This window comes from Nibrella viscosa (genome assembly GCF_039541875.1).
GTDB lineage: Bacteria > Bacteroidota > Bacteroidia > Cytophagales > Spirosomataceae > Nibrella > Nibrella viscosa.
On the sequence record NZ_BAABHB010000001.1, the window covers coordinates 283,421 to 303,405 of the forward strand.

The 19,985-nt window shown below is 54.4% G+C and carries 16 protein-coding genes; 8 read left to right on the top strand and 8 right to left on the bottom strand.

Features of this window, described 5'->3' with window-relative positions:
* Nucleotides 1–89: 89 nt before the first annotated feature.
* Nucleotides 90–2,537: a DUF349 domain-containing protein gene (locus ABD931_RS01255; RefSeq protein WP_345263126.1), complete on the bottom strand. Its 2,448-nt coding sequence runs from the start codon at nt 2,535–2,537 to the stop codon at nt 90–92.
* An 89-nt stretch (nt 2,538–2,626) separates the two neighbouring features.
* On the opposite strand from ABD931_RS01255, the gene pdxH reads away from it, so the two are divergent.
* Nucleotides 2,627–3,268: a pyridoxamine 5'-phosphate oxidase gene (pdxH, locus tag ABD931_RS01260; protein ID WP_345263128.1), complete on the top strand. Its 642-nt coding sequence runs from the start codon at nt 2,627–2,629 to the stop codon at nt 3,266–3,268.
* Nucleotides 3,269–3,344: 76 nt separating this feature from the next.
* On the opposite strand, the gene bshB1 is transcribed toward pdxH, so the two are convergent.
* A complete protein-coding gene (gene bshB1, locus ABD931_RS01265; protein ID WP_345263130.1) occupies nt 3,345–4,064 on the bottom strand; it encodes a bacillithiol biosynthesis deacetylase BshB1 in 720 nt (239 codons plus the stop codon).
* Nucleotides 4,065–4,167: 103 nt separating this feature from the next.
* Between bshB1 and ABD931_RS01270 the strand changes: the two genes are divergently transcribed.
* The gene (locus ABD931_RS01270) at nt 4,168–5,181 is read left to right on the top strand and encodes a GntR family transcriptional regulator (protein WP_345263131.1); all 1,014 of its coding nucleotides are present in this window, start codon (nt 4,168–4,170) and stop codon (nt 5,179–5,181) included.
* A 54-nt stretch (nt 5,182–5,235) separates the two neighbouring features.
* Here ABD931_RS01270 and ABD931_RS01275 read toward each other — a convergent pair whose 3' ends face one another.
* The 6 genes from ABD931_RS01275 to ABD931_RS01300 form a co-directional block, all read right to left on the bottom strand.
* Nucleotides 5,236–6,804 carry an ABC transporter permease/substrate-binding protein gene (locus ABD931_RS01275; RefSeq protein ID WP_345263132.1) on the bottom strand — a complete coding sequence of 523 codons (1,569 nt, stop codon included), beginning with the start codon at nt 6,802–6,804 and terminating at the stop codon, nt 5,236–5,238.
* Between the two features lie 21 nt (nt 6,805–6,825).
* Complete coding sequence (locus ABD931_RS01280) at nt 6,826–7,779, bottom strand: ABC transporter ATP-binding protein (RefSeq protein ID WP_345263134.1); 954 nt, start codon at nt 7,777–7,779, stop codon at nt 6,826–6,828.
* A gap of 3 nt (nt 7,780–7,782) precedes the next feature.
* Nucleotides 7,783–7,926 carry a DUF427 domain-containing protein gene (locus ABD931_RS01285; RefSeq protein WP_345263136.1) on the bottom strand — a complete coding sequence of 48 codons (144 nt, stop codon included), beginning with the start codon at nt 7,924–7,926 and terminating at the stop codon, nt 7,783–7,785.
* Nucleotides 7,927–7,987: 61 nt separating this feature from the next.
* Entirely contained in the window at nt 7,988–8,854 is an 867-nt protein-coding gene (locus ABD931_RS01290; RefSeq protein ID WP_345263138.1) for an N-acetylmuramoyl-L-alanine amidase-like domain-containing protein, read from the bottom strand.
* Nucleotides 8,855–8,974: 120 nt separating this feature from the next.
* Nucleotides 8,975–10,549: an MFS transporter gene (locus tag ABD931_RS01295; RefSeq protein WP_345263140.1), complete on the bottom strand. Its 1,575-nt coding sequence runs from the start codon at nt 10,547–10,549 to the stop codon at nt 8,975–8,977.
* Between the two features lie 94 nt (nt 10,550–10,643).
* The gene (locus ABD931_RS01300) at nt 10,644–12,368 is read right to left on the bottom strand and encodes an alpha-amylase family protein (RefSeq protein WP_345263142.1); all 1,725 of its coding nucleotides are present in this window, start codon (nt 12,366–12,368) and stop codon (nt 10,644–10,646) included.
* A 296-nt stretch (nt 12,369–12,664) separates the two neighbouring features.
* On the opposite strand from ABD931_RS01300, the gene ABD931_RS01305 reads away from it, so the two are divergent.
* The 6 genes from ABD931_RS01305 to ABD931_RS01330 all read left to right on the top strand — a co-directional run bounded on the left by ABD931_RS01305 (nt 12,665) and on the right by ABD931_RS01330 (nt 19,951).
* The gene (locus ABD931_RS01305) at nt 12,665–14,539 is read left to right on the top strand and encodes a glycoside hydrolase family 13 protein (protein ID WP_345263144.1); all 1,875 of its coding nucleotides are present in this window, start codon (nt 12,665–12,667) and stop codon (nt 14,537–14,539) included.
* An 88-nt stretch (nt 14,540–14,627) separates the two neighbouring features.
* Entirely contained in the window at nt 14,628–15,494 is an 867-nt protein-coding gene (locus ABD931_RS01310; protein ID WP_345263146.1) for a PIG-L family deacetylase, read from the top strand.
* An 80-nt stretch (nt 15,495–15,574) separates the two neighbouring features.
* A complete protein-coding gene (pgmB, locus tag ABD931_RS01315) occupies nt 15,575–16,252 on the top strand; it encodes a beta-phosphoglucomutase (protein WP_345263148.1) in 678 nt (225 codons plus the stop codon).
* Between the two features lie 95 nt (nt 16,253–16,347).
* Nucleotides 16,348–16,923, top strand: coding sequence for a DinB family protein (locus ABD931_RS01320; protein ID WP_345263150.1), 576 nt, complete (start codon nt 16,348–16,350; stop codon nt 16,921–16,923).
* A gap of 74 nt (nt 16,924–16,997) precedes the next feature.
* The gene (locus ABD931_RS01325) at nt 16,998–19,319 is read left to right on the top strand and encodes a glycoside hydrolase family 65 protein (RefSeq protein ID WP_345263152.1); all 2,322 of its coding nucleotides are present in this window, start codon (nt 16,998–17,000) and stop codon (nt 19,317–19,319) included.
* Nucleotides 19,320–19,507: 188 nt separating this feature from the next.
* Entirely contained in the window at nt 19,508–19,951 is a 444-nt protein-coding gene (locus ABD931_RS01330) for a hypothetical protein (RefSeq protein ID WP_345263154.1), read from the top strand.
* Nucleotides 19,952–19,985: the final 34 nt, after the last annotated feature.

The following is a 19,985-nucleotide window of genomic DNA, read 5'->3' on the forward strand; positions in this document are numbered from 1 at the left end:
GGCTGTATTGCGCAAACTTCCGGATAAATAAAATGGCCACCGGGGCCTGAAAAACGGGTTTTTTGCGCCGGTAGCCACTAAAGGTATTGTTACTGAGCCTGTTGAATTACTTTCAACTGATGACGTAGGTCGTCGACCTGCTTCTGGGCGGCTTCAATCTTGCGGTCGATGTCGGCGCGGAGCTTATCGGCTCCCTTTGAGCGGGCAAAAAACTCGATGTTGTTGCGGTAGGTGGCAATATCGTTCTCCAGCGATGTAATACGCCGGCGAATATCGCCTTCGCGTTTGTATAGCTCCCGGCTTCCCCCTCCCTCGCGGGCCAGTTCAGCCTCGTTTTCGAGCATCACCCGTTCTTTCTCCTTTGAGGATAGCTTACCCGTAGAGCCAACCAGGGCGTTGATTGCGTTGATATACCGCTTCTGGATCGACTGCATGTCTTTCTTAGGCACAAAGCCGATGCTGGCCCACTCCCGCTTGAATTCGTTCAGGCTCGACAGATCGACACCTTCCCGGGCGGCCGCTTCAATGCGCTCACACAGCGCGATCTTCTTCGCCAGATTCTCTTCAAACTCTTTCTCGACCGCCTGGTTCTTCGACCGCTTCCGGTTAAAGAACGCATCGCAGGCCGTTTTGAAACGATCAAAAATGCTGTTCTTCTGCTTCTCAGGAACCTGACCGACGGTTTTCCACTGGCGTTGCAGGTCAATCACCTTCTGGGTGGCCTCCGGCGATTCGTCACCCGACTCCAGAATAGCCTCTACCTGTTCGCACAGCGCCATTTTCTGCTGGAGGTTTTGCTCCCGCTTGGACTCGAGCTGCTTGAAGAACTCACCTTTGTTGTGAAAGAACGACTTCAGGGCGGCCCAGAACTTCTTGCTCAGCTCTTTGCCTTCTTCGCGGGGCATAGGGCCGCGCAGGTTGTTCCAGCGCTCCTGAATCGCCATCACCTCTTTGGTCTTGTCGTTCCAGTCGTTGATGCTATTGGACGTAAAGGAGGTAAACGGCACCAGGTCTTCGTACAGTTTAGACTTTTCTTCGTACAACTGCGCCGACTCTTTCCGCTGCTCCTCCGACTGCTCACGGCGCTTATCGTACAGCGTATCGAGGGCCTGCTTCATGCGCTGCCAGAGGACTTCCTGGTCGGCCTTCGGAGCCGGACCAATGTGCTTGTATTCCTCAAAAAGCGCGTTGGCTTCGTCGATGGTCTGGCGTGTTACCGGTTTATCGGCCATTTCTTTCGCCATGGCCTCTACTTTCTCAATTACCTCCGTCTTCAGCGTCAGGTTCTTTTTCCGGTCCAGCTCCTTCAGTTCGAAGTAGATGTTGCGGTTGCTGTAGTAGCGGTCAACCAGGGCATGATACGTCGCCCATAGCGTGGCATTATGCGGAGAGTTGATGTTCCCGGCACCTTTCCACTCTTCCTGAATCTGCTTGAACTCGTTCCAGCTCGATTTTGGGTCGCCGGCGTTGTTTTCGTCGGCTTCCACCAGTTCGCGCAGACGACGCAGCAATTCGGTCTTGGTGACAAAGTTGGCGTCCTTGGCTTTGTCGAGCTGCTGGAAGTAATTATTTTTCTGAGCTTTGATCTGCTTGTACAGATTATCGAAGCGCAGTATCGTTTCGTCATATTTAAAGTCGAAGCCTTCCTCGGAGCCGGTTTCCTCAACAAATTTCTGCTGGGCCGACTCGCGTTCCGACTGTTTAATCTGGTCAAACAACGGCCGGACTTCCTTTAGCACTTCATCGGCCTTCTTGTAATCAGATGGGGTGACCGATTCGCCTTTAAGTGATGCCAGTTGTTTTTCCAGCAGCGCAACAAAGTCTTCTTTCGAATATTGGCTGTAATCTTCCGAAGGGGGCGTGCTGCTTTCTTCCGACGCATCCATGTCGGCAGGCGCATACTCGGTTGTAATTTCTGCCGTTACAGCCGGATCAAGGGATTCGGTCGACGGTGTTTCGGCCGCGGTCTCCGCTAGGGGTTCGGCAGGTTCTTCGTTGGCTTCGGTTGGGGGCTCGTTTTCGCTCTGGGTCTCCGCCGGAGCGCTCACTGCTTCGGCTGATTCCGCCGTCGGTTCTTCAACAGCCGAAGCCGGGGCGGGCTCTTCTTGGGTAACAGCTACCGGTGCGGTACTCTCGAGTGTGGCACCTTCGGGCGCATCAACTTCCGGTATTGTACTTTCGGGCGCATCATCTTCCGGCGCAGCACTATCTGGTGTGGCACTGGTCATGTCAGCCTCGTCAGTTGTACCGGATTCTGCGGTTATTGAGGTATTCTCGTCGGCCCCCGCCGGCCCCTCCACCTCTGCACCAGAGATGTCTGCCGGCGTAAGTTCCTCAGATTGAGTAGTATCGGTTTTGGGTTGGGGTGGTTGCATAGTGGTGTCATGCCCTGCTTCCACGTCTGTCGAATCGGCGGGTGTTTCCCCAGCCTCGGCAGATGCGTCAGCAGCGTCCTCTGTTGCATTCGGATCCAGCATGTCGGTTGGCGGTGGTGTCAGATCCTCCTGCTGGTTAATTTCCTTTTCTTCGTTTGCCATGTGGTAGCGTACCAATTACTTTTGCAAAAGTAATAAAAAAGCCGATTTTCTGGTAGGTTTATGCCTGAATGGCACTTAAATAGAATATTATGTCAACCGTACTTGCTGATCTACGGAAGGAATATACATTAAACGGATTCGATATAGCAGATGTTTTACCCGATCCGATCCCTCAGTTTACCCAGTGGTTTGAGGCTGCTTTGCAGGCGGGTATACCCGAACCCAATGCCATGCACCTAAGTACGGTATCGGCCGAAGGGCGGCCCGCCGGGCGTATTGTGCTGCTGAAAGACCTGAGCGGAGGAGGATTTGTTTTCTACTCCAACTACGAGAGCCGTAAAGGCCATGAATTGGCCCGGCATCCGTTTGCGGCTCTGACATTTTTCTGGCCGGGACTGGAGCGGCAGGTGCGCATTGAAGGATGGGTTGAACCCGTTAGTGCAGATGAATCCGATGCGTATTTCCGGGTGCGGCCGCGAGGCAGTCAGCTTGGGGCCTGGGTGTCGCAGCAGAGCGAAGTAATTGCCGGCCGGCAGGTGCTGGAAGACAACTGGCGCGAACTGGAAGAGCGCTTTGCCGGCCAGGAGGTGCCCCGGCCTCCGCATTGGGGTGGTTTCCGGCTCGTGCCCGATGCCGTCGAGTTCTGGCAGGGCCGCCCCAGCCGCCTGCACGACCGCATCCGCTACCGGCGCGACGGCGAGGGGTGGGTAATTGAGCGGCTGGCACCGTAGGGGAAATAGCAGGGGGCGTGGGGCTTGGGGCAGGGGGTAAAATCAGCAACGCTTACCCCAAGCCCCGCGCCCCTTGCTAATATAGGTCAAACAAATTCCTAACCCCCAGCATCCGCCGGCTGATGTAGCCTTCGCCGAACTTAACACCGATCTGGTGGCCGAATTCGCGGGCGCGGGCTTCCAGAAAATCCCAGAAATCTTTGCTGGATATATAGCTCTCCGGTTCGTGGCTGTTGGGGTCGTAAAACTGGCTGCGGTAGGCCCGGATCGACGCTAACTTGTCTTCCCAATACTCCGAAATATCAACCACAAAACTGGGTTTCAGGGAGCGATCCTGGATGAAATGGTAAATAAACTTTGGTCGCCAGGCCTCCTGCGGCCGGCCATCGCGTCCGGTTGTTTGTATACGTCGTAATCCGGCGTAAAAACAGGCATCATAAACCAGTTCGGCGGCCCTGCCGTGGTCAGGGTGGCGGTCGTCGACGGTATTGGTCAGGACAATATCAGGGCGGTAATGGCGGATGATGGGGAGCAGGGCCATCTGGTGGTCTTCGTCGTTGCGGAAAAAGCCGTCGCGGAAGCCCAGGTTTTCGCGGGCGGCCAGCTTCAGGATTTTACTGGCCTCGGCCGCTTCCTGCAACCGGATCTTGGGAGTACCCCTGGTTCCGAGCTCGCCCTGGGTCAGGTCTACGGCCGCAATAGTTTTACCCTGGGCAATGAGTGATAAGATTGTTCCGCCACAACTCATCTCGGTATCATCGGGGTGGGCGGCAATCGCCAGTACGTCTACCTTCATTAAACTTAAAGCGCTGTTTTTCTTTTGTGGTTGTAAAGTTTCCAATTAAAATGGAAACAAGTAAATAGCAGCCCGTAAAACTGCGTAATTAATTCGGAAAACCATGCTATTCACAATTGACGAAAAATCGAGCGTGCCCAAGTACCGGCAAATTGTGGAGGCAGTTATCAAGGGCATTGAGCAGGGCACCCTGAAACGGAATGAGCAATTACCGTCCATAAACGAATTTAGCGAGGAGTATTACCTGGCCAGAGATACCGTAGAGAAGGCCTATAATGTGCTGAAAAAAGAAGGCATAATTCAGGCGGTACGGGGTAAAGGCTTTTTTATACGACTCGACAGGCCGGGGCAGATTCGGGTGCTGTTGCTGATGAACAAACTGAGTGCGTATAAAAAAATGGTGTATTACGCCCTGCTGAATACGCTCGGCCCCAATGCCATTGTCGACCTGCGCCTGCATCACCATAGTGCCCAGCGCTTTAAAACGCTGCTCGAAGAAAATCTGGGGCAGTATAACTACTACGTTATTATGCCGCATTTCTACGAAGATACCGAACAGGTGAATGCGCTGCGGCTGCTGGAGCAGATTCCGGCTCACCAACTGGTGCTGCTGGACAAAGATCTGCCCAATCTGAAAACACCGCATTCGGCCGTTTATCAGGAGTTCGACCGCGATGCCTACACCGCGCTGGAGTCGGGCCGGGATCTGCTGGCCAAGTACCGGAACATGGTGCTGGTGTTTCCGAAAGATGTGTATTACCCCCGGGAGATTATCCGGGGCTTTCGCAACTACTGCGTTCACAACCACATGGAGTACCGGCAACTCGATACGCTTACCGGTGCTACACTGGCAACCAACACCGTATATGTAGTACTGGAAGATTCCGATCTGGCCGAACTGGTGCGGCAGGCCAAACAGCGTAAGCTACAGTTAGGGCGTGATGTAGGTGTGCTGGCTTTCAACGATACTCCACTGAAAGAAGTTTTAGCGGACGGCATCACCGTAATCTCCACCGATCATGAGCAGATGGGCATTACGGCGGCTCTGTTGATAAAAGAAAACCGCCAGGAAAGAATAAAAAATCCGTTTCAGTTGATCCGGCGGAATTCGCTGTAAAGAGTGAAAGAGTGGGGCGCGTAGCCTGAACGAGCGTTAAATCGGCGGAGCTTATCACTCTTTCGCATGACTTAGATAGCGCTTCAATTCCGAAATCGTCCGGATGCCTAACGCCTTCGCCTGCTCGTCCCGCATTACCAGCGCGTAGGCGTTGTTAAAACCCAGCGGCCGCAGCCAATCCAGACCATACTGGTGCCGAAACTGATGGGCTACGTACTGGTAAACAGCCTCTTTGTTGCCCTGCAGCGAGTCGAGTGTGATCTGACTGGGTTGCAAAATCACCAGCAGGCCGGTGCCGGTATATTCCGGATAGAGATCGATGGCCCCGGTGCGGAGGGCATCAAAACAGAGTTTGGTGCCGCCCAGGCCTGTTTTGGTTACGACCTGTAAATGCGTATGCCCTTCTACCAGATAACGGATGATCTCGGCCAGAATGTACTGTTCCGAGAATATTTTCGATCCCACAACGAGCTGACCAGACCGGGTGCCGGGTGCCTTGTTCCGCCATAAACCAGTGTCTTTCAGAAAGCGGGTGGCTACCTGCTCCGGCGATTGGTGGAGGTAATCGACGCGGTAGTTTAGCTCCGTCATAACAGAATCGGTCAGCCGGCCGGCGAGGAGTTCGAGTACCGACTGTAGCGCCGGGTATTTTTGTAGCGTCGCCTGTCGCACCACCGGGGCGGCATAATAGGGCGGAAACGAGTTTTTGTCATCGTCCAGCACCCGCAGGTTGTAAGCCTTCAAACGGCCATCGGTGGAGTAACCGCTGATGATGTCGACCTGATTGCGGTGAATAGCCTCATACATCAGGTTCTGATCCAGCAGCCGCGTGGAGACGTTCAGTCCGTAGGTTTTGACCAACCCCGGATACCCGTCGGCCCTCCCGATAAATTCATGGGCAAAGCCGGCCAGCAGCCTGGTTTGTCCGGCTCCGGGAATCAGGTAAAACGCCGACAATACCGGCAGAAGCAGGATAAAGGTAAAGGCGGCCTGGCGAAAGCGCGCTAATCGGAGCCGTTGCAGCCGCGCCAGTCCCGCATCTACCAGCACAGCCAGCAGAGCCGCCGGGATAGCTCCCGCCAGAATCATATTGACGTTGTTGAGCGCAATACCGCCGAAGATGAATTCGCCCAAACCACCGGCTGCTATGTAAGCCGCCAGCGTGGCAACGCCGACATTGATAACGGCGGCCGTTCGTACCCCTGCAAAAATGACCGGCAACGCCAGCGGCAATTCTACCCTGGTCAGTACCTGCCAGTCGGTCATGCCCATTCCCAAAGCTGCTTCTTTCAGCGTGGGGCTAACCTCCCGGATACCCACGAACGTATTGCGGATAATCGGCAGCAGGGCGTAGAGAAACAGGGCAACAATGGCGGGCCACACCCCAATACCCAGCACCGGAATCAGAAAACCCAGCAGGGCAATACTCGGTACGGTCTGGAGCACTCCGGCAATACCCAGCACCAGCGTAGCGGCCCGGCTGTAGCGGCTGATGACAATCCCGAGCGGAAGCCCCATGAGCAGCGCAATCAGCAGCGATAACCCGGTCAGGCCCAGGTGGGTCAGGGTTTGTTCAGCTAGTTTACCCGATTGTTCGGAAATAAAAGTTATGAATTCATTCACGGTCGGTGGGGAAATAGAGGCTCAGAAAGAAGGCTGTTGCAGCCATTGTCCAAAGGCGTTCAGCAGCTTCCGGCCGGATAGCGAAACAACGCCATTTGCCGACTGAACAAAAGCGGGCGGGCCTTCGGTTGTTGCCCGTAGGGCATCAGCCAGGGTCGTTTCAATCGGCAGTAGATGCGTAGGGGGGGGCTTTGTATCGTCGGTAGCTAGTAAGGGCAGCAGGTCCTGTAACGTGACGGTCTGGAGTTGCAGCGTCAGCCGCTGGTCGTCGAAAAAGCGCCGGACAAAGTTGTTGGCCGGGCGGAGCAGCAACTCTTTTGGCGTGCCGATTTGCTGAATTCGACCCTGGTCCATCAGGCAAATGCGGTCGCCGAGCTCAAAGGCTTCCTGCACATCGTGGGTGACCATCACGATGGTTTTGCGCCGGAGCGCATCCAATTGTCGGAACTCCCGCCGGATGCCGGCACGGGTAACGGGATCGAGCGCTCCCAACGGCTCGTCCATCAGCACCACGGGCGGGTCGGCTGCCAGCGCCCTGGCCAGCCCGACCCGCTGCCGCTGACCACCGCTCAACTGATCGGGGTACTGGCGCAGACTGGTTTCCGGCAGGTGCAGCATCGCCAGCAATTCGTCGGTGCGCCGGCGAATTCGGACGGCCTCCCAGCCGAGCAGTTGGGGCACTACGGCAATATTCTGCGCAATGGTATAATGCGGAAACAGGCCCGTTTCCTGAATAACATAGCCAATGCTGCGCCGGAGTTCATGGGCGGGTTGCCGGCGAATGTCGGTGCCGTTCAGTTCAATCAGGCCGGAAGTAGGCTCAATGAGCCGGTTTATCATCTTCAGCGTGGTGGTTTTGCCGCAGCCGCTGGTACCTAGCAACACCAGGGTCTCGCCCTCCTGCACCAGAAAAGAGACATCATCGACGGCGGTATGGTGGGGATACCACTTCGTCAGGTTCCGGACAGCGAGCATGAGCTACTCCTCCACCCGAATGCCTTTCCGGAAGGCTACCCGGTCTTTAATCTCGTTGGCCGCTTTTTTGGGGAAATAGTGATTGCGTTCGACCACAACGGTATTGTCGCTTTCGGCAATGACCGTTCCGTTACAGATGACTTTCATGGCAGGCAGTTGGTTACATTCAATACCTGAACGGAAGAGAGCAAAAAAGGTTTATTTCTGGTTACTGCGCCCGCGCCGACATAATGGGTGCCTGTTCGTTCAGCCGGGCCACGCGAATGCCGGAAAACGATTTGTTCCCCTGCACGTAATCGGCAAGCGGCTGCTTTGTAATCATCACTGCGCCGTATTCCGAGGACGCATGGAGAAGGTAAGGCCGGCCGTTTTGCCAGACCACCAAGCCAACGTGCTTCATGTCCAGACCCGTCCGGGCAGCGGTCAGCATCACAATATCCCCTTCTTTCAATCGGCTTTCAACGGCCGGAATCTGCTTCTTTGGGATAAACCAGAACGCCTGCCGGCTGATGGTTGCTTCGCATTCGGCAATCTGCCGGTACACGGTTGAGTCGCTCAGTTTGGGGTACTTCCAGGTGCAGGCCGTCATGTACGAGACCGGCTTGGACACCTGAATACCGCCGATTTCGCCGGTAACATCGCGAATCAGGCCCTGCCGTTCGTTATCGATCAGCCATTCCGAAAAATAGTGCAGGCGGCTGGCATAGCCGTTTATAATGCCGTTGCGGTACCGGATGTTGGTCAGGTATTTCTGAAAAAGCTGATTGTATTGGGTGAGGTTCTGTTTGTCGCCTAACTCGTGCCAGCCCAGGGCCAGCGCCATAGCAATTTCCACAAACGTAGTACAGTCGAACTCCCGGAAGTTGACGACCAGTTTTTCTTCCGGATTACGGTCCAGGGTATGCGCTACGTAGGGTCGGCCCAGAAAGGTTTTACCGATGGCAACGGCTGTTTCTGCCGGGGTTTTCCCGGCCCCAACGGTCACCTGCCGAATGTCGGAGACGACGGGTTCCTGCGCTAAAGCAGAAAAAGGTATGCTGAAAAGAAGGAAAAGCGTAATAAACGTTCTGGTCATTCTTCTTAGTCAGGGTTAAGTTACGATGCACACGAAAATACAAAAGCAGCGCGAAATTGCAGCCGCTTTTGCGCATATGCTTGTATTTTAACCTGTTCTTAAGGAAAACTGTTCAGAAATTCAGGCGGCTTTACTTCCGGGCGTTTCCGACGCCACATCATCCACGTCTTTGACCCGCAGCGAGAGCAAACCCGCCAGCATCATAGAGGCTCCACCCAGCAGCAGGGCATAAATCGGCTGTCCGTTGAAGAAGGTTGTCACCAGAAAGCCCAGCAGGGCAGCCGCTACAATCTGCGGAATGACGATAAAGAAGTTGAACACGCCCATGAAGTAGCCCATTTTGGTGGCCGGCAGGGCTCCTGCCAGCATAGCGTAGGGCATTGACAGGATACTGGCCCAGGCAATACCTACACCCACCATCGACAGCAGCAGATAATCCGGATTGCTGATGACAAAGAACGACAGCAGCCCCAGCCCCCCGCAGAACAGACAGATCATGTGGGTAAACCGCCGGCTGGTGCGCCGGGCCAGCACCGGTATGCCGAACGCCACAAGGGCCGAGACGGCACTGTAGGCGGCAAAGCAGACGCCTACCCAGTCGGCCCCGTCGTTGTAGGCTCTGGAGGTGGTGTCGGTGGTGCCGTAGATATAGCTGGTCACGGCCGCCGTGGTGTAGATCCACATGGCAAACAGAGCGAACCAGGAGAAGAACTGCACCACCGCCAACTGTTTCATGGTGGTGGGCATATTGCCCAGGTCGTTGATGATGGTGACGAAGCTGTTCTGGTAGTTGCCGCCCCGTTGAAGCATACCGGCTATGGCAAACAGCAGCCCGATGATAATCATTCCGGCCGAGAAAATATACAGTTCCTTGTTGAGCGACTGCGTCAGGAGCCAATAGGTGAGCGTGGCCCCGAGCACAACCGCAACCAGACCGTACCGAAGCTGACGCCCACCGGTGGTGGCATACACGGCCGGGTCTCCGTAGGCAACCAGGTCCGAATGCTCCTCGGCATGGTCACCAAAAGCTTCCAGCTCTTCCGGTGAATACTCGTGCGACCGGAATACCGTCCAGAGCACCGCCAGCAGAAACACACCTCCGCCGATATAAAATGACCATTTCACCGAATTAGGAATGATACCGGCCGGGGCTTCGTTGGCTACACCGAACCAGTTGGTGAGCATATAGGGCAGGGCCGAAGCAACTACGGCTCCGGTGCCGATAAAGAAGCTCTGCATGGCAAAACCGGTTGTACGCTGCTCCGACGGCAGGTTATCGCCTACAAACGCCCGGAACGGCTCCATCGAAATGTTAATGGAGGCATCCATAATCCAGAGCGTTAGGGCCGCTACCCACAGCACCGGCGAGTTGGGCATAAAGAACAGCGCGGCCGTCGCCAGAATCGCCCCGGCCAGAAAATAGGGCCGCCGTCGACCCAGCCGTGTCCAGGTGCGGTCGCTGAAATAGCCGATAATGGGCTGCACAATCAGGCCGGTGAGCGGGGCGGCTACCCACAGAATAGGGATATCGTCGATGTTGGCACCGAGGGTTTCGAAGATGCGGCTGACGTTGGCGTTCTGTAGCGCAAAGCCGAACTGGATGCCCAGAAAACCGAAACTCATGTTCCAGATCTGCCGGAAGCTGAGCAGCGGCTTCCGGCGCGTTCCGGCGCGGGGTGAGGTAGGGGAGGCCATAGAGGTTTAGTCAATAGTCGATAGTCGTTGGGCGAAAGTCTTTGGAGCTGGCAAGGAGTCAGTCCAACGTCTAACATCCAGTATCCAATGTCTGTTACTGTATCTCCAGCACCAGCACACCGAGGGGGGGCAGCTCTACCGGAATGGCGTTGGCGGCTTTCGCCCGAACTTTCGTTTTGGTCTGAAATATATCGTTGAACTGATATGTTTTGGAACCGTCCAATTTCATAGCCTGCCAGGCTTCGGCGGGAATCCGGATGCTGGTTTTGGCCGCCTGGTCCCGGTCGAAGTTGCAGATGATGAGCAGCTTCTGCCTGTCGGAATGCCGCAGGTAGCTGTACAGCGTAGTGGCGTTGTAGCCGGGACTCTGGTTGTTGTTATTGGTGTACTGCAAATCGTAGAAGGCGCCGGTTCGGATAGCGTCGCTGGTGTTGACAAGCTGGAGCAGTTGCTGGTAAAACGCCCGTAACTGCTTTTGGTCTTTACTCAGCTTGCCGCCGTCAAACTTACCGCCGTTGACCCAGGCCTGAAACTCCGGAATACCCCAGTAGTCGAAGATGGTAGTACGGCCGTCGTCGCCCTGAAAACCTTCCGCTTTGGTGGGGTTTACGCCCACTTCCTGCCCGAAGTAGATCATAACGGGTCCGGTGTGCAGGGTGGCCGAGAGCGTCATGGCCGGTACGGCTACCCACGGACTGCCGGCAAACTCGTTGGACGCAATACGCTGCTCGTCGTGGTTTTCCAGAAAGCGGAGCATGTGCTGCGAAAAGTCGCCTGATTCGTTTTGCCAAACCCGCGTAATCTCTTTGGCATTGCCTTTGCCTTCCATCAGCCGGCGAACCGAGTCGTACAGTCCAACCTTATCGTACAGGTAGTCGAACTTGCCGTTGAAAATATAATTGCGGTACTGCTGCGGGTTGTAAATTTCGGCAATGAAGATGATACCCGGTTTGGCAGCCTTGACCTGCGGAATGGCCCAGCCCCAGAATTCTACCGGCACCATTTCGGCCATATCGCAGCGGAAGCCGTCGACGCCTTTTTTCGCCCAGAAGACCAGAATATCCCGCATTTTGGTCCAGGTATCGGGCACCGGGCTAAAATGCATCTGGCGGTTGTTCTGGTAATCGACGCCGTAGTTCAGTTTGATGGTTTCGTACCAGTCGTTGATGTTGGGCTGAGCGGAGAACACATCGTTGCCGGTGGCTTTGGCGGGTTGCTCTACATACTGCTTTTCGGTCTGAACGGGTGGATTAACTCCTTCCGGCACCTGAAACGCCACGCCCGGAATGTAGTAGAAGTTGTTGCCGGGGCTGAATGCCTTCGTTTTATCATCTTTGGCTCCCAGGTCGACCACCCCTTTCGGTTTGGCGTCGGAATGATACTGACGGGCTACGTGGTTCGGCACAAAGTCAATGAGCACTTTCAAACCGTTGTCGTGCGACCGTTTCAGTAGCGCCTGAAACTCCTTCATCCGGTTTTTGACATCCACCGCCAGATCCGGATTCACATCGTAGTAATCCTTGATGGCGTAGGGCGAACCGGCCCGGCCTTTTACCACGGCCGGATGGTCCTGTCGGATGCCGTAGGCCGAATAGTCGGTCATGAGCGCGTGTTCGATCACGCCCGTGTACCAGACATGCGAGATACCGAAGGTTTTGAGTTCCTTCAGGGCTATGTCGGTAATGTCGTTGAATTTACCGACCCCGTTTTCGTCGCGGGAGCCCCAGGGTTTGTTGGTGGTTTTCTGATTGCCGAACAGGCGGGTAAAAATCTGGTAAACGACTAATTTGTCGGAGGGAGTTGCTACAGTTGGATGCATAAGCGGTCGGGGCCTGGGTCCGGCATTAGCCGGCAGGCCGGCCAGAACAAGGCTCGTAAGAAGTAAATAGCAATAGCGTAAAAAGATTCCGGAGGGCATATCGTTCATAGGTTTGGTGCTAATTTACTTATTCGGCGAAAAAATAGAACCAGGCAGCCCGAAAAGCAGTGCCTGAATGGCCTGAATAAGGTGCCGGTCATCGGCGAAAATTCTCCGGAATTGGTCAAAACTACGACCGGTTTGGTTTATTTTGGCAACTTTACCTCCGTAAATCCTATGATGACCTATAATAATCTATGAAAAAACGCTTTCTGCTCCGTTTTATCGGTCTGGCAGTCCTGCTGCCGCAGCTTTTAGTCGCCCAGGCACCCGCCATCCAGCGGGTGGAGCCGACCAACTGGTGGGTCGGCATGAAAAACCAGAGCCTGCAACTGCTGGTCTACGGCAAAAACATTGGCTCATCTACGGTGAGTCTCAACTATCCGGGCGTCCAGCTCAAAAAGGTCAATAAAGTAGAGAATCCGAATTACCTTTTTGTCGATCTGGCAATCACCCCGGCGGCCAAACCCGGCACAATGGCGCTGACTTTTGCCAACGGCAGCAACCGGACCACCTGGCGGTATGAACTGCGCCGGAAATCGTACCAGCCACTGGGCGTGACCTCGGCCGACCTGATCTATCTGATTATGCCCGACCGGTTTGCCAACGGCAACCCCGACAATGACAAATTCGCCGATATGCTCGACCCGAGCGCCGACCGGAGCAGTCCGTATCTGCGGCATGGGGGCGATATTCAGGGCATCATCAGCCACCTCGATTACCTGCAGGACCTGGGCGTAACAGCCTTGTGGATGACCCCGGTGATTGAGAATGACGAGCTCCTGAAAAAAGAAGGCCCCGACCGGATGCAGGCCGGCTACCACGGCTATCATTTCACGGATCACTACAAAATTGACCGGCGGTTTGGCGGCAACGAAGCTTACCTGCAGTTGAGTAAGGCCCTGCATCAGCGCGGCATGAAACTGGTGCAGGATGCCGTGTACAACCACGTCAGCGACGACCACTGGTTCTACAAAGACCAGCCGATGAAAGACTGGTTCAACACCTGGTCGGGCTATACCAACACCTCACATAAGGAACAATCCCTGTATGATCCGCACGGAGCTCCTGCCGACCGGAAAGTGTTGCTCGATGGTTGGTTTACCCCGTTCCTGCCCGACCTGAACCAGCGGAATCCGTATCTGGCCAATTACCTGATTCAGCACGCCATCTGGTCGACGGAGATGTTCAATCTGGATGCCTGGCGGATTGACACCTACAAATACAATGACGTGGCGTTTATGAACCGCTGCAACCAGGCCCTGCTGACCGAATACCCGAAGATTCACCTCTTTGGGGAATCGTTGGTCAGTACGCCGGCGGGCTTATCTTACTTTGTCCGGAACACAGTTGGTTTTCCGTTCAAAAGCAATCTGCCCGGTACACTTGATTTTCCCTTATTCAATGCCATCAACGGGGGGCTACAACAGAACTTCGGTTGGGACACGGGGGTCAGCCGGGTGCATCAGACCCTGGCGCAGGATGCCGTGTATGCTGAGCCGATGAAGCTGGTGACGTACCTGGATAACCACGACGAAAACCGCTACCTATCCGTAATTGGTGATGATCTGGACAAGTACAAAATGGGCGTGACGTGGCTGCTGACCACGCGGGGCATACCGTCGTTGTACTACGGCACCGAAATCCTGATGAAGAATGTTAAGGACCCCACCGACGCCGAGGTGCGCCGGGACTTTCCGGGCGGTTTTCCCGGCGACCGGGAGAATAAGTTTACCGCAGCCGGCCGCTCCAAGCGGGAGAACGAAGCCTTTGACTTTGTGCGGAAACTAGCTACTTACCGCCGGAACACCCCCGCCCTGCATTCCGGCAGGTTGATGCAGTATGTGCCGCAGGATGGCATCTATACGTACTTCCGGTACGATAACCGTAAAACGGTGATGGTTTCCACCAACACCACCGATAAAGAAATCAGCCTTGATACCAGCCGCTTTGCCGATAATATGAAAGGGTTTACCAAAGCCCGCAATGTGCTGACCGATGAGCTGGTCAATGATCTGGGCCTGGTCAGGCTGCCAGCCAAAACCGCCCTGGTGCTGGAGCTGATAAAATAGAGGAGGAATCGTTTGAGAAGTTAGTGCAGTTTGAATAGTTTGGGGGAGCAAACACTTAACCAACAACCTGCGCTAACTTCTCAGACTCATGATGAAAGCATTGCTCCTTCAACTGCTTTTCTGTTTGCCCATTCTGGCCCAGACCGGGCCTAAAGTTCTGATCGTAACGGCTCACCCGGACGATGAAACCATGTTTCCGGTCACGGTTTTCAAGATTACAAGGGAACTGAAGGGCTCGGCAGACCTGGCCCTGGTGACCGATGCCTCCGGCGGCTTTAACGGAATGCTCGCCTCTAAATATTACGGCATGAACATGCTCGATTCCGTGATTGGCCGCAAACATCTGCCGCTGATCCGGAAGAAAGAGATGATGCGGGCGGGGGAAGTGATGGGCATCGGCAACTTTTTCTTTCTCGACCAGCGCGACGATTTCTACAACCGCGACCCTAAACCGTACCTGAGCGGGCAACGCTGGGATGCGACTATGGTGTCGAAGCGCCTGGATGAGCTATTAGCGAAGGGGAATTACGATTACGTATTTTGCCTGGTGCCGCACGATGGACAACACGCCCACCACAAAGCGGCCTCTATTCTGGCCTTGCGGGCGGTGCAACGGATGAGGGGCCGCAAGCCCATTGTACTCGGCGGACAGGCCATGAACAAAGGCTATACCTTCCGATTTTCGGAACTGGAGGGCTTCCCCGAAACCCGGCTGCTGGCAGCGGCTCCGGTGTTTGAGTACGACCGCTCCCGCACCTTTGGCGAAGACAATAAGCACAGTTACATGATTGTGGCCGACTGGGTAAAAGCCGAACATAAATCGCAGAGTGGCGACATGAACACCGCTATGCACCGGGGCGATTTGGAAACATTCTGGTACTTCGCCCTCAACGGTGAGGCTGGTATTCCTCAGGTGCGGCAATTGTTCGACGCGCTGAAATCAAGTGGCTATTGAGCCTGTTTTTGGTACATTTGGTCCTGGCTTACCTTTCCGGCAAAGGAATAGCGGTTTAGTAGCACATTATTCACAACCTGATGACGATAAAAGCATTTCTGTTTGACCTCGACGGTGTCATTGTTGACACCGCTATTTTTCATTATCAGGCCTGGCGCCGGATGGCCAACGAACTGGGCTTTGATATTTCCGAAGAATTTAACGAACAACTTAAAGGTATCAGCCGCGTCGAATCGCTGGAGATCATTCTGCAGCACGGTAATCTGGTGCTGCCGGAGGAACGAAAAGCTGAACTGGCCGCGCAGAAAAATCAATGGTACCTGGAGCTGGTCAGTCGCATGACACCAGACGATATTCTGCCCGGAGTACCGGCTTTTTTCAGCCAGGTGCACGATGCCGGTATTAAAACCGCCCTGGGTTCCGTCAGCAAAAATGCCCGGCTGATCCTGGAGCGTATCGGCATGAGCAACGTCTTTGGTACGGTAATTGACGGAAACAAAATAGCCAGGGGTAAACCCGACCCGGAAGTGTTTCTGAAAGGAGCCGAAGAACTGGGTGTTTCGCCTGCCGACTGTGTCGTTTTTGAAGATGCCGTAGCCGGTATCGAAGCGGCCAAACGCGGAGGCATGCTGGCGGTGGGTATTGGTTCTCCGAATGTGTTGACGCAGGCGGACATCGTATGGCCTTCTCTGGAGCACGTGACGGTTACCCAACTGCTCAAAAGCCTCGACCGGTCGGCGGGGTTGGATGTGTACTGATTCGTTTGAAGTTTGAGGTTTGAGCCGGGTGGCCGGTGCCGTTTGACGTTGAAAAGCGAAGCACCCTCAAACGTTAAACGTTAAACAATAAAAAAATGCAAAAGCTGGAAACCGCATATCAATTGCAGGAGCGTTTGCGGACCGTACTGACTACGGTGGAAACGGAGTTTCGGCCGCTTAGTGATGAGCAGCTAAACTGGAGACCTGCCCCGGACCGCTGGAGTATTATTCAATGTCTCCAGCACCTGAATCTGGCGGAGCGGTTTTACATCCGGAATCTGCAAAAGAAAATAGATGACCTGGGCCTGATTCAGACTATACCAACCGACCAGCCAATTGAGTCGGACTGGGTGGGTCGGACGTTGCGCTATTCGGTCGACCCGAATACGAATCTGAAACTACCCGCACCCAGTATGATCCGGCCCCGCGCCGAACTGGATACGTACTCGGTGCTGGATCAGTTTGTAGAGCTACAGCAGTTGCTGCACGACCTGCTCGATAAGGCTATATACCTCGACTGGAACCGCACCCGAATGATGTCTTTGTTTGGCAACTGGATAAAAATACGCGTGGGCGATGCCCTGATTATGTTAGTTTTACATACCGAACGCCATATTCGGCAAGCCCTTCGCGTAAAAGAAGAAATGACTACCTTTGCCAGAACAGCTTAATCTGTTAACGTGTATTAATGAGCATGCGAGAACCGAAAGGTTCTCGTTATGTATATACTATAACCTGTGATGAAATGAAGCATTACCTGAAGCATGACCCGTGGTGCATTGTCGAAGAAGGCTTTCACCGCGAGAATAATGAAATTACTGAGAGTGTAATGAGCCTCGGCAACGGGCGAATGGGCCAGCGGGGCAATTTTGAAGAAAAGTTCTCCGGCAAAACCCTCCAGGGTAATTACGTGGCGGGCGTGTACTATCCCGACAAAACCCGTGTTGGCTGGTGGAAAAACGGTTACCCCGAATACTTTGCCAAAGTCTTGAATGCCGCTAACTGGATCGGCATCGACATCGATATTGAATACGAGTCGCTCGACCTTAATACCTGCGAAGTACGCGACTTCCGCCGGCTGCTGAACATGCAGGAAGGCTACCTGGAACGGTCGTTTGTGGCCGTGCTGAAAAGCGGTAAAGAGCTTCAGGTGAACGCCCGGCGCTTTTGCAGCATCGTCGACGATGAGGCCGGCGCAATTCGTTACAGCATCACCCCGCTCAATTTCGACGCTAAGATCACCGTTACGCCGTACATCGACGGCGATATCCGCAACCGTGATGCCAACTACGACGAAAAGTTCTGGGACGAGGTCCGGAAGGAAACCGGCTATGGGGAGGCTTTTATCGAAATGCGCACCCGTAAGACCGGCTTCCACGTATGTACGGGCATGGCCGTGGAGATCGAGCAGGACGGCAAACGGGTCGATTTTCAGTCGCAGCCCATCAAATACGAAAAGTATGTTGCCAACCGCATGACGCTCGACTGCCAGCGCGGTCAGGAAACCGTCATCTTCAAGTACGCCGTCAATCTTTCGTCAATAAACTACAATTCGGACCATTTGATGCGGGAAACCCGCCAGTACCTGCAACAGGTGATGCGCAAGGGTTTTGAGAAAATGGAGTTTGAGCAGAAGCAGGCCTGGGCGGATAAGTGGAAAATGAATGACATCACCATCGACGGTGATATTGCTGCCCAGCAAGGTATCCGGTTCAATATCTTCCAGCTGAATCAGACCTATACCGGCGAAGACGAGCGGCTCAACATCGGCCCCAAGGGCTTCACCGGCGAGAAATACGGCGGCAGCACCTACTGGGATACCGAAGCCTACTGTTTTCCGTTCTACCTCGCCACCGCCGACCAGAAAGTGGCCCGCAACCTGCTGCTGTACCGCTACCGGCATTTGGGCAAAGCCATCGAGAACGCGCAGAAACTGGGCTTCCGGGCCGGTGCCGCGTTGTACCCAATGGTAACCATGAATGGGGAAGAAAGTCACAACGAATGGGAAATTACCTTCGAGGAAATTCACCGGAACGGGGCCATTGCCCACGCCATTTACGATTACGTACGCTATACCGGCGATGAGCAGTACCTGGTCGACTACGGTCTGGAAGTACTGATTGCCATCAGCCGGTTCTGGAGCCAGCGGGTCAACTGGTCGGAGCCGAAGCAGCAGTACGTGATGCTGGGTGTAACGGGACCGAACGAGTACGAAAACAACGTCAACAACAACTGGTATACCAACTACATCGCCGTCTGGACGCTGCGCTACACGCTCGAAGCTATCGACATTGTAAAGCGACTGGATACCGAGAAGTTCAACGCCCTCTGCGACCGGATTCACTTCCGGGAAGACAAGGAAGTGGCAACGGCCCGGCAGATCATCGACAATATGTATTTCCCCTATGACGAAAACCGCCAGGTATTCCTGCAACAGGAAGGTTTTCTGGACAAAGAACTGATGCCGGTGAGCGAGATCCCCAAAGGCCAGCGCCCGCTGAACCAGAACTGGTCGTGGGACCGGATTCTGCGTTCGTGCTTCATCAAGCAGGCGGATGTGTTACAGGGACTGTATTTCTTTGAAGACGAATTTGAGGAGGAGACCATCCGGCGCAATTTTGAATTCTACGAGCCGATGACGGTGCATGAATCGTCCCTGTCACCCTGCGTTCATGCGGTATTGGCCGCCAAACTGGGCATGAAGGACAAAGCCTACGAAATGTACCTCCGCACCGCCCGGCTGGACCTGGATGATTACAACAACGATACCGAAGACGGTTGCCATATTACTTCCATGGCTGGTGCCTGGATGGCCGTGGTGCAGGGCTTTGGCGGTATGCGCGTCGAAAACGATCAGTTGCGGCTGAATCCGTACTGTCCGGATAACTGGGATCGCCTGGCCTTTAAGATTCGGTTCCGGGGCGCGTTGCTTCAGGTCAGCGTCACGCAATCAAGTGTATCCATCCAGAACTTCTCCAGCCACCCCGTTACCATCTTGCTCTACAACGAGCCAGTAAACATTGAAGCCGAAAGCCGGAAGAAGGCAGACCGAAAGGTATTGGCGTAAAGCGGATTTAAAGATTTTATGAGAAAGCCCGGCTCAAACAGTCGGGTTTTCTCGTATATAATTAGCTCAGTTCTTCTCTTTGCCTTATTTGCCGGCTTAACCGTTCACGAAAATACTCCTTTTGGGGTATTGCTTCATGACCGGAATCGTAGCAGCTTTACCCAAATCAACCAAACGCTTACTGTCTTATGTACCAGCGATTCGTGTTACTGCTTCTCCTCTTTATTACTTTTTGTCCTACGATTGTCCGTAGTCAGTCAGCCTCGCGGCTGATGGCCAGGTCGGGCGAAGAAGTTCATGTGTGGGCGTACCCGGTCAAGGCCGGTAAACAAAAACAATACGAGCACTTTGTACATGACATTTTCTGGCCTGGTGCCAAAAAACTGTCGGCGTCAGGCCAGCGCGTTTTCAAACAAACAAGGGTGATGCACCCCGTCAAAGCCAATCCGGACGGTACCTATACCTATCTGTTTATCATGGACCCGTACATCAAAGGGGAAGATTACGATATTGAATCGCTGGTGAAGAAGATGTACGGTGCCCAGAAAGGGGCCGAGTATTACAAGCTATTTGCCGAGGCCATTGTGCCAGGGAAGGATGTCGGGTACAGGGTGACGCAATCGAAGGACTAACCGGGTAGAAACTGCCGGCAGTTCCGTTCGTGCG

Coding starts and splice junctions, on each gene's coding strand:
- ABD931_RS01280 (WP_345263134.1), bottom strand. CDS start 7,779: ATGCTCGCTGTCCGGAACCTGACGAAGTGGTATCCCCACCATACCGCC.
- ABD931_RS01300 (WP_345263142.1), bottom strand. CDS start 12,368: ATGCATCCAACTGTAGCAACTCCCTCCGACAAATTAGTCGTTTACCAG.
- ABD931_RS01320 (WP_345263150.1), top strand. CDS start 16,348: ATGCAAAAGCTGGAAACCGCATATCAATTGCAGGAGCGTTTGCGGACC.
- pgmB (WP_345263148.1), top strand. CDS start 15,575: ATGACGATAAAAGCATTTCTGTTTGACCTCGACGGTGTCATTGTTGAC.
- ABD931_RS01295 (WP_345263140.1), bottom strand. CDS start 10,549: ATGGCCTCCCCTACCTCACCCCGCGCCGGAACGCGCCGGAAGCCGCTG.
- ABD931_RS01305 (WP_345263144.1), top strand. CDS start 12,665: ATGAAAAAACGCTTTCTGCTCCGTTTTATCGGTCTGGCAGTCCTGCTG.
- ABD931_RS01325 (WP_345263152.1), top strand. CDS start 16,998: ATGAAGCATTACCTGAAGCATGACCCGTGGTGCATTGTCGAAGAAGGC.
- ABD931_RS01285 (WP_345263136.1), bottom strand. CDS start 7,926: ATGAAAGTCATCTGTAACGGAACGGTCATTGCCGAAAGCGACAATACC.
- ABD931_RS01310 (WP_345263146.1), top strand. CDS start 14,628: ATGATGAAAGCATTGCTCCTTCAACTGCTTTTCTGTTTGCCCATTCTG.
- pdxH (WP_345263128.1), top strand. CDS start 2,627: ATGTCAACCGTACTTGCTGATCTACGGAAGGAATATACATTAAACGGA.
- ABD931_RS01270 (WP_345263131.1), top strand. CDS start 4,168: ATGCTATTCACAATTGACGAAAAATCGAGCGTGCCCAAGTACCGGCAA.
- ABD931_RS01255 (WP_345263126.1), bottom strand. CDS start 2,537: ATGGCAAACGAAGAAAAGGAAATTAACCAGCAGGAGGATCTGACACCA.
- ABD931_RS01330 (WP_345263154.1), top strand. CDS start 19,508: ATGTACCAGCGATTCGTGTTACTGCTTCTCCTCTTTATTACTTTTTGT.
- ABD931_RS01290 (WP_345263138.1), bottom strand. CDS start 8,854: ATGACCAGAACGTTTATTACGCTTTTCCTTCTTTTCAGCATACCTTTT.
- bshB1 (WP_345263130.1), bottom strand. CDS start 4,064: ATGAAGGTAGACGTACTGGCGATTGCCGCCCACCCCGATGATACCGAG.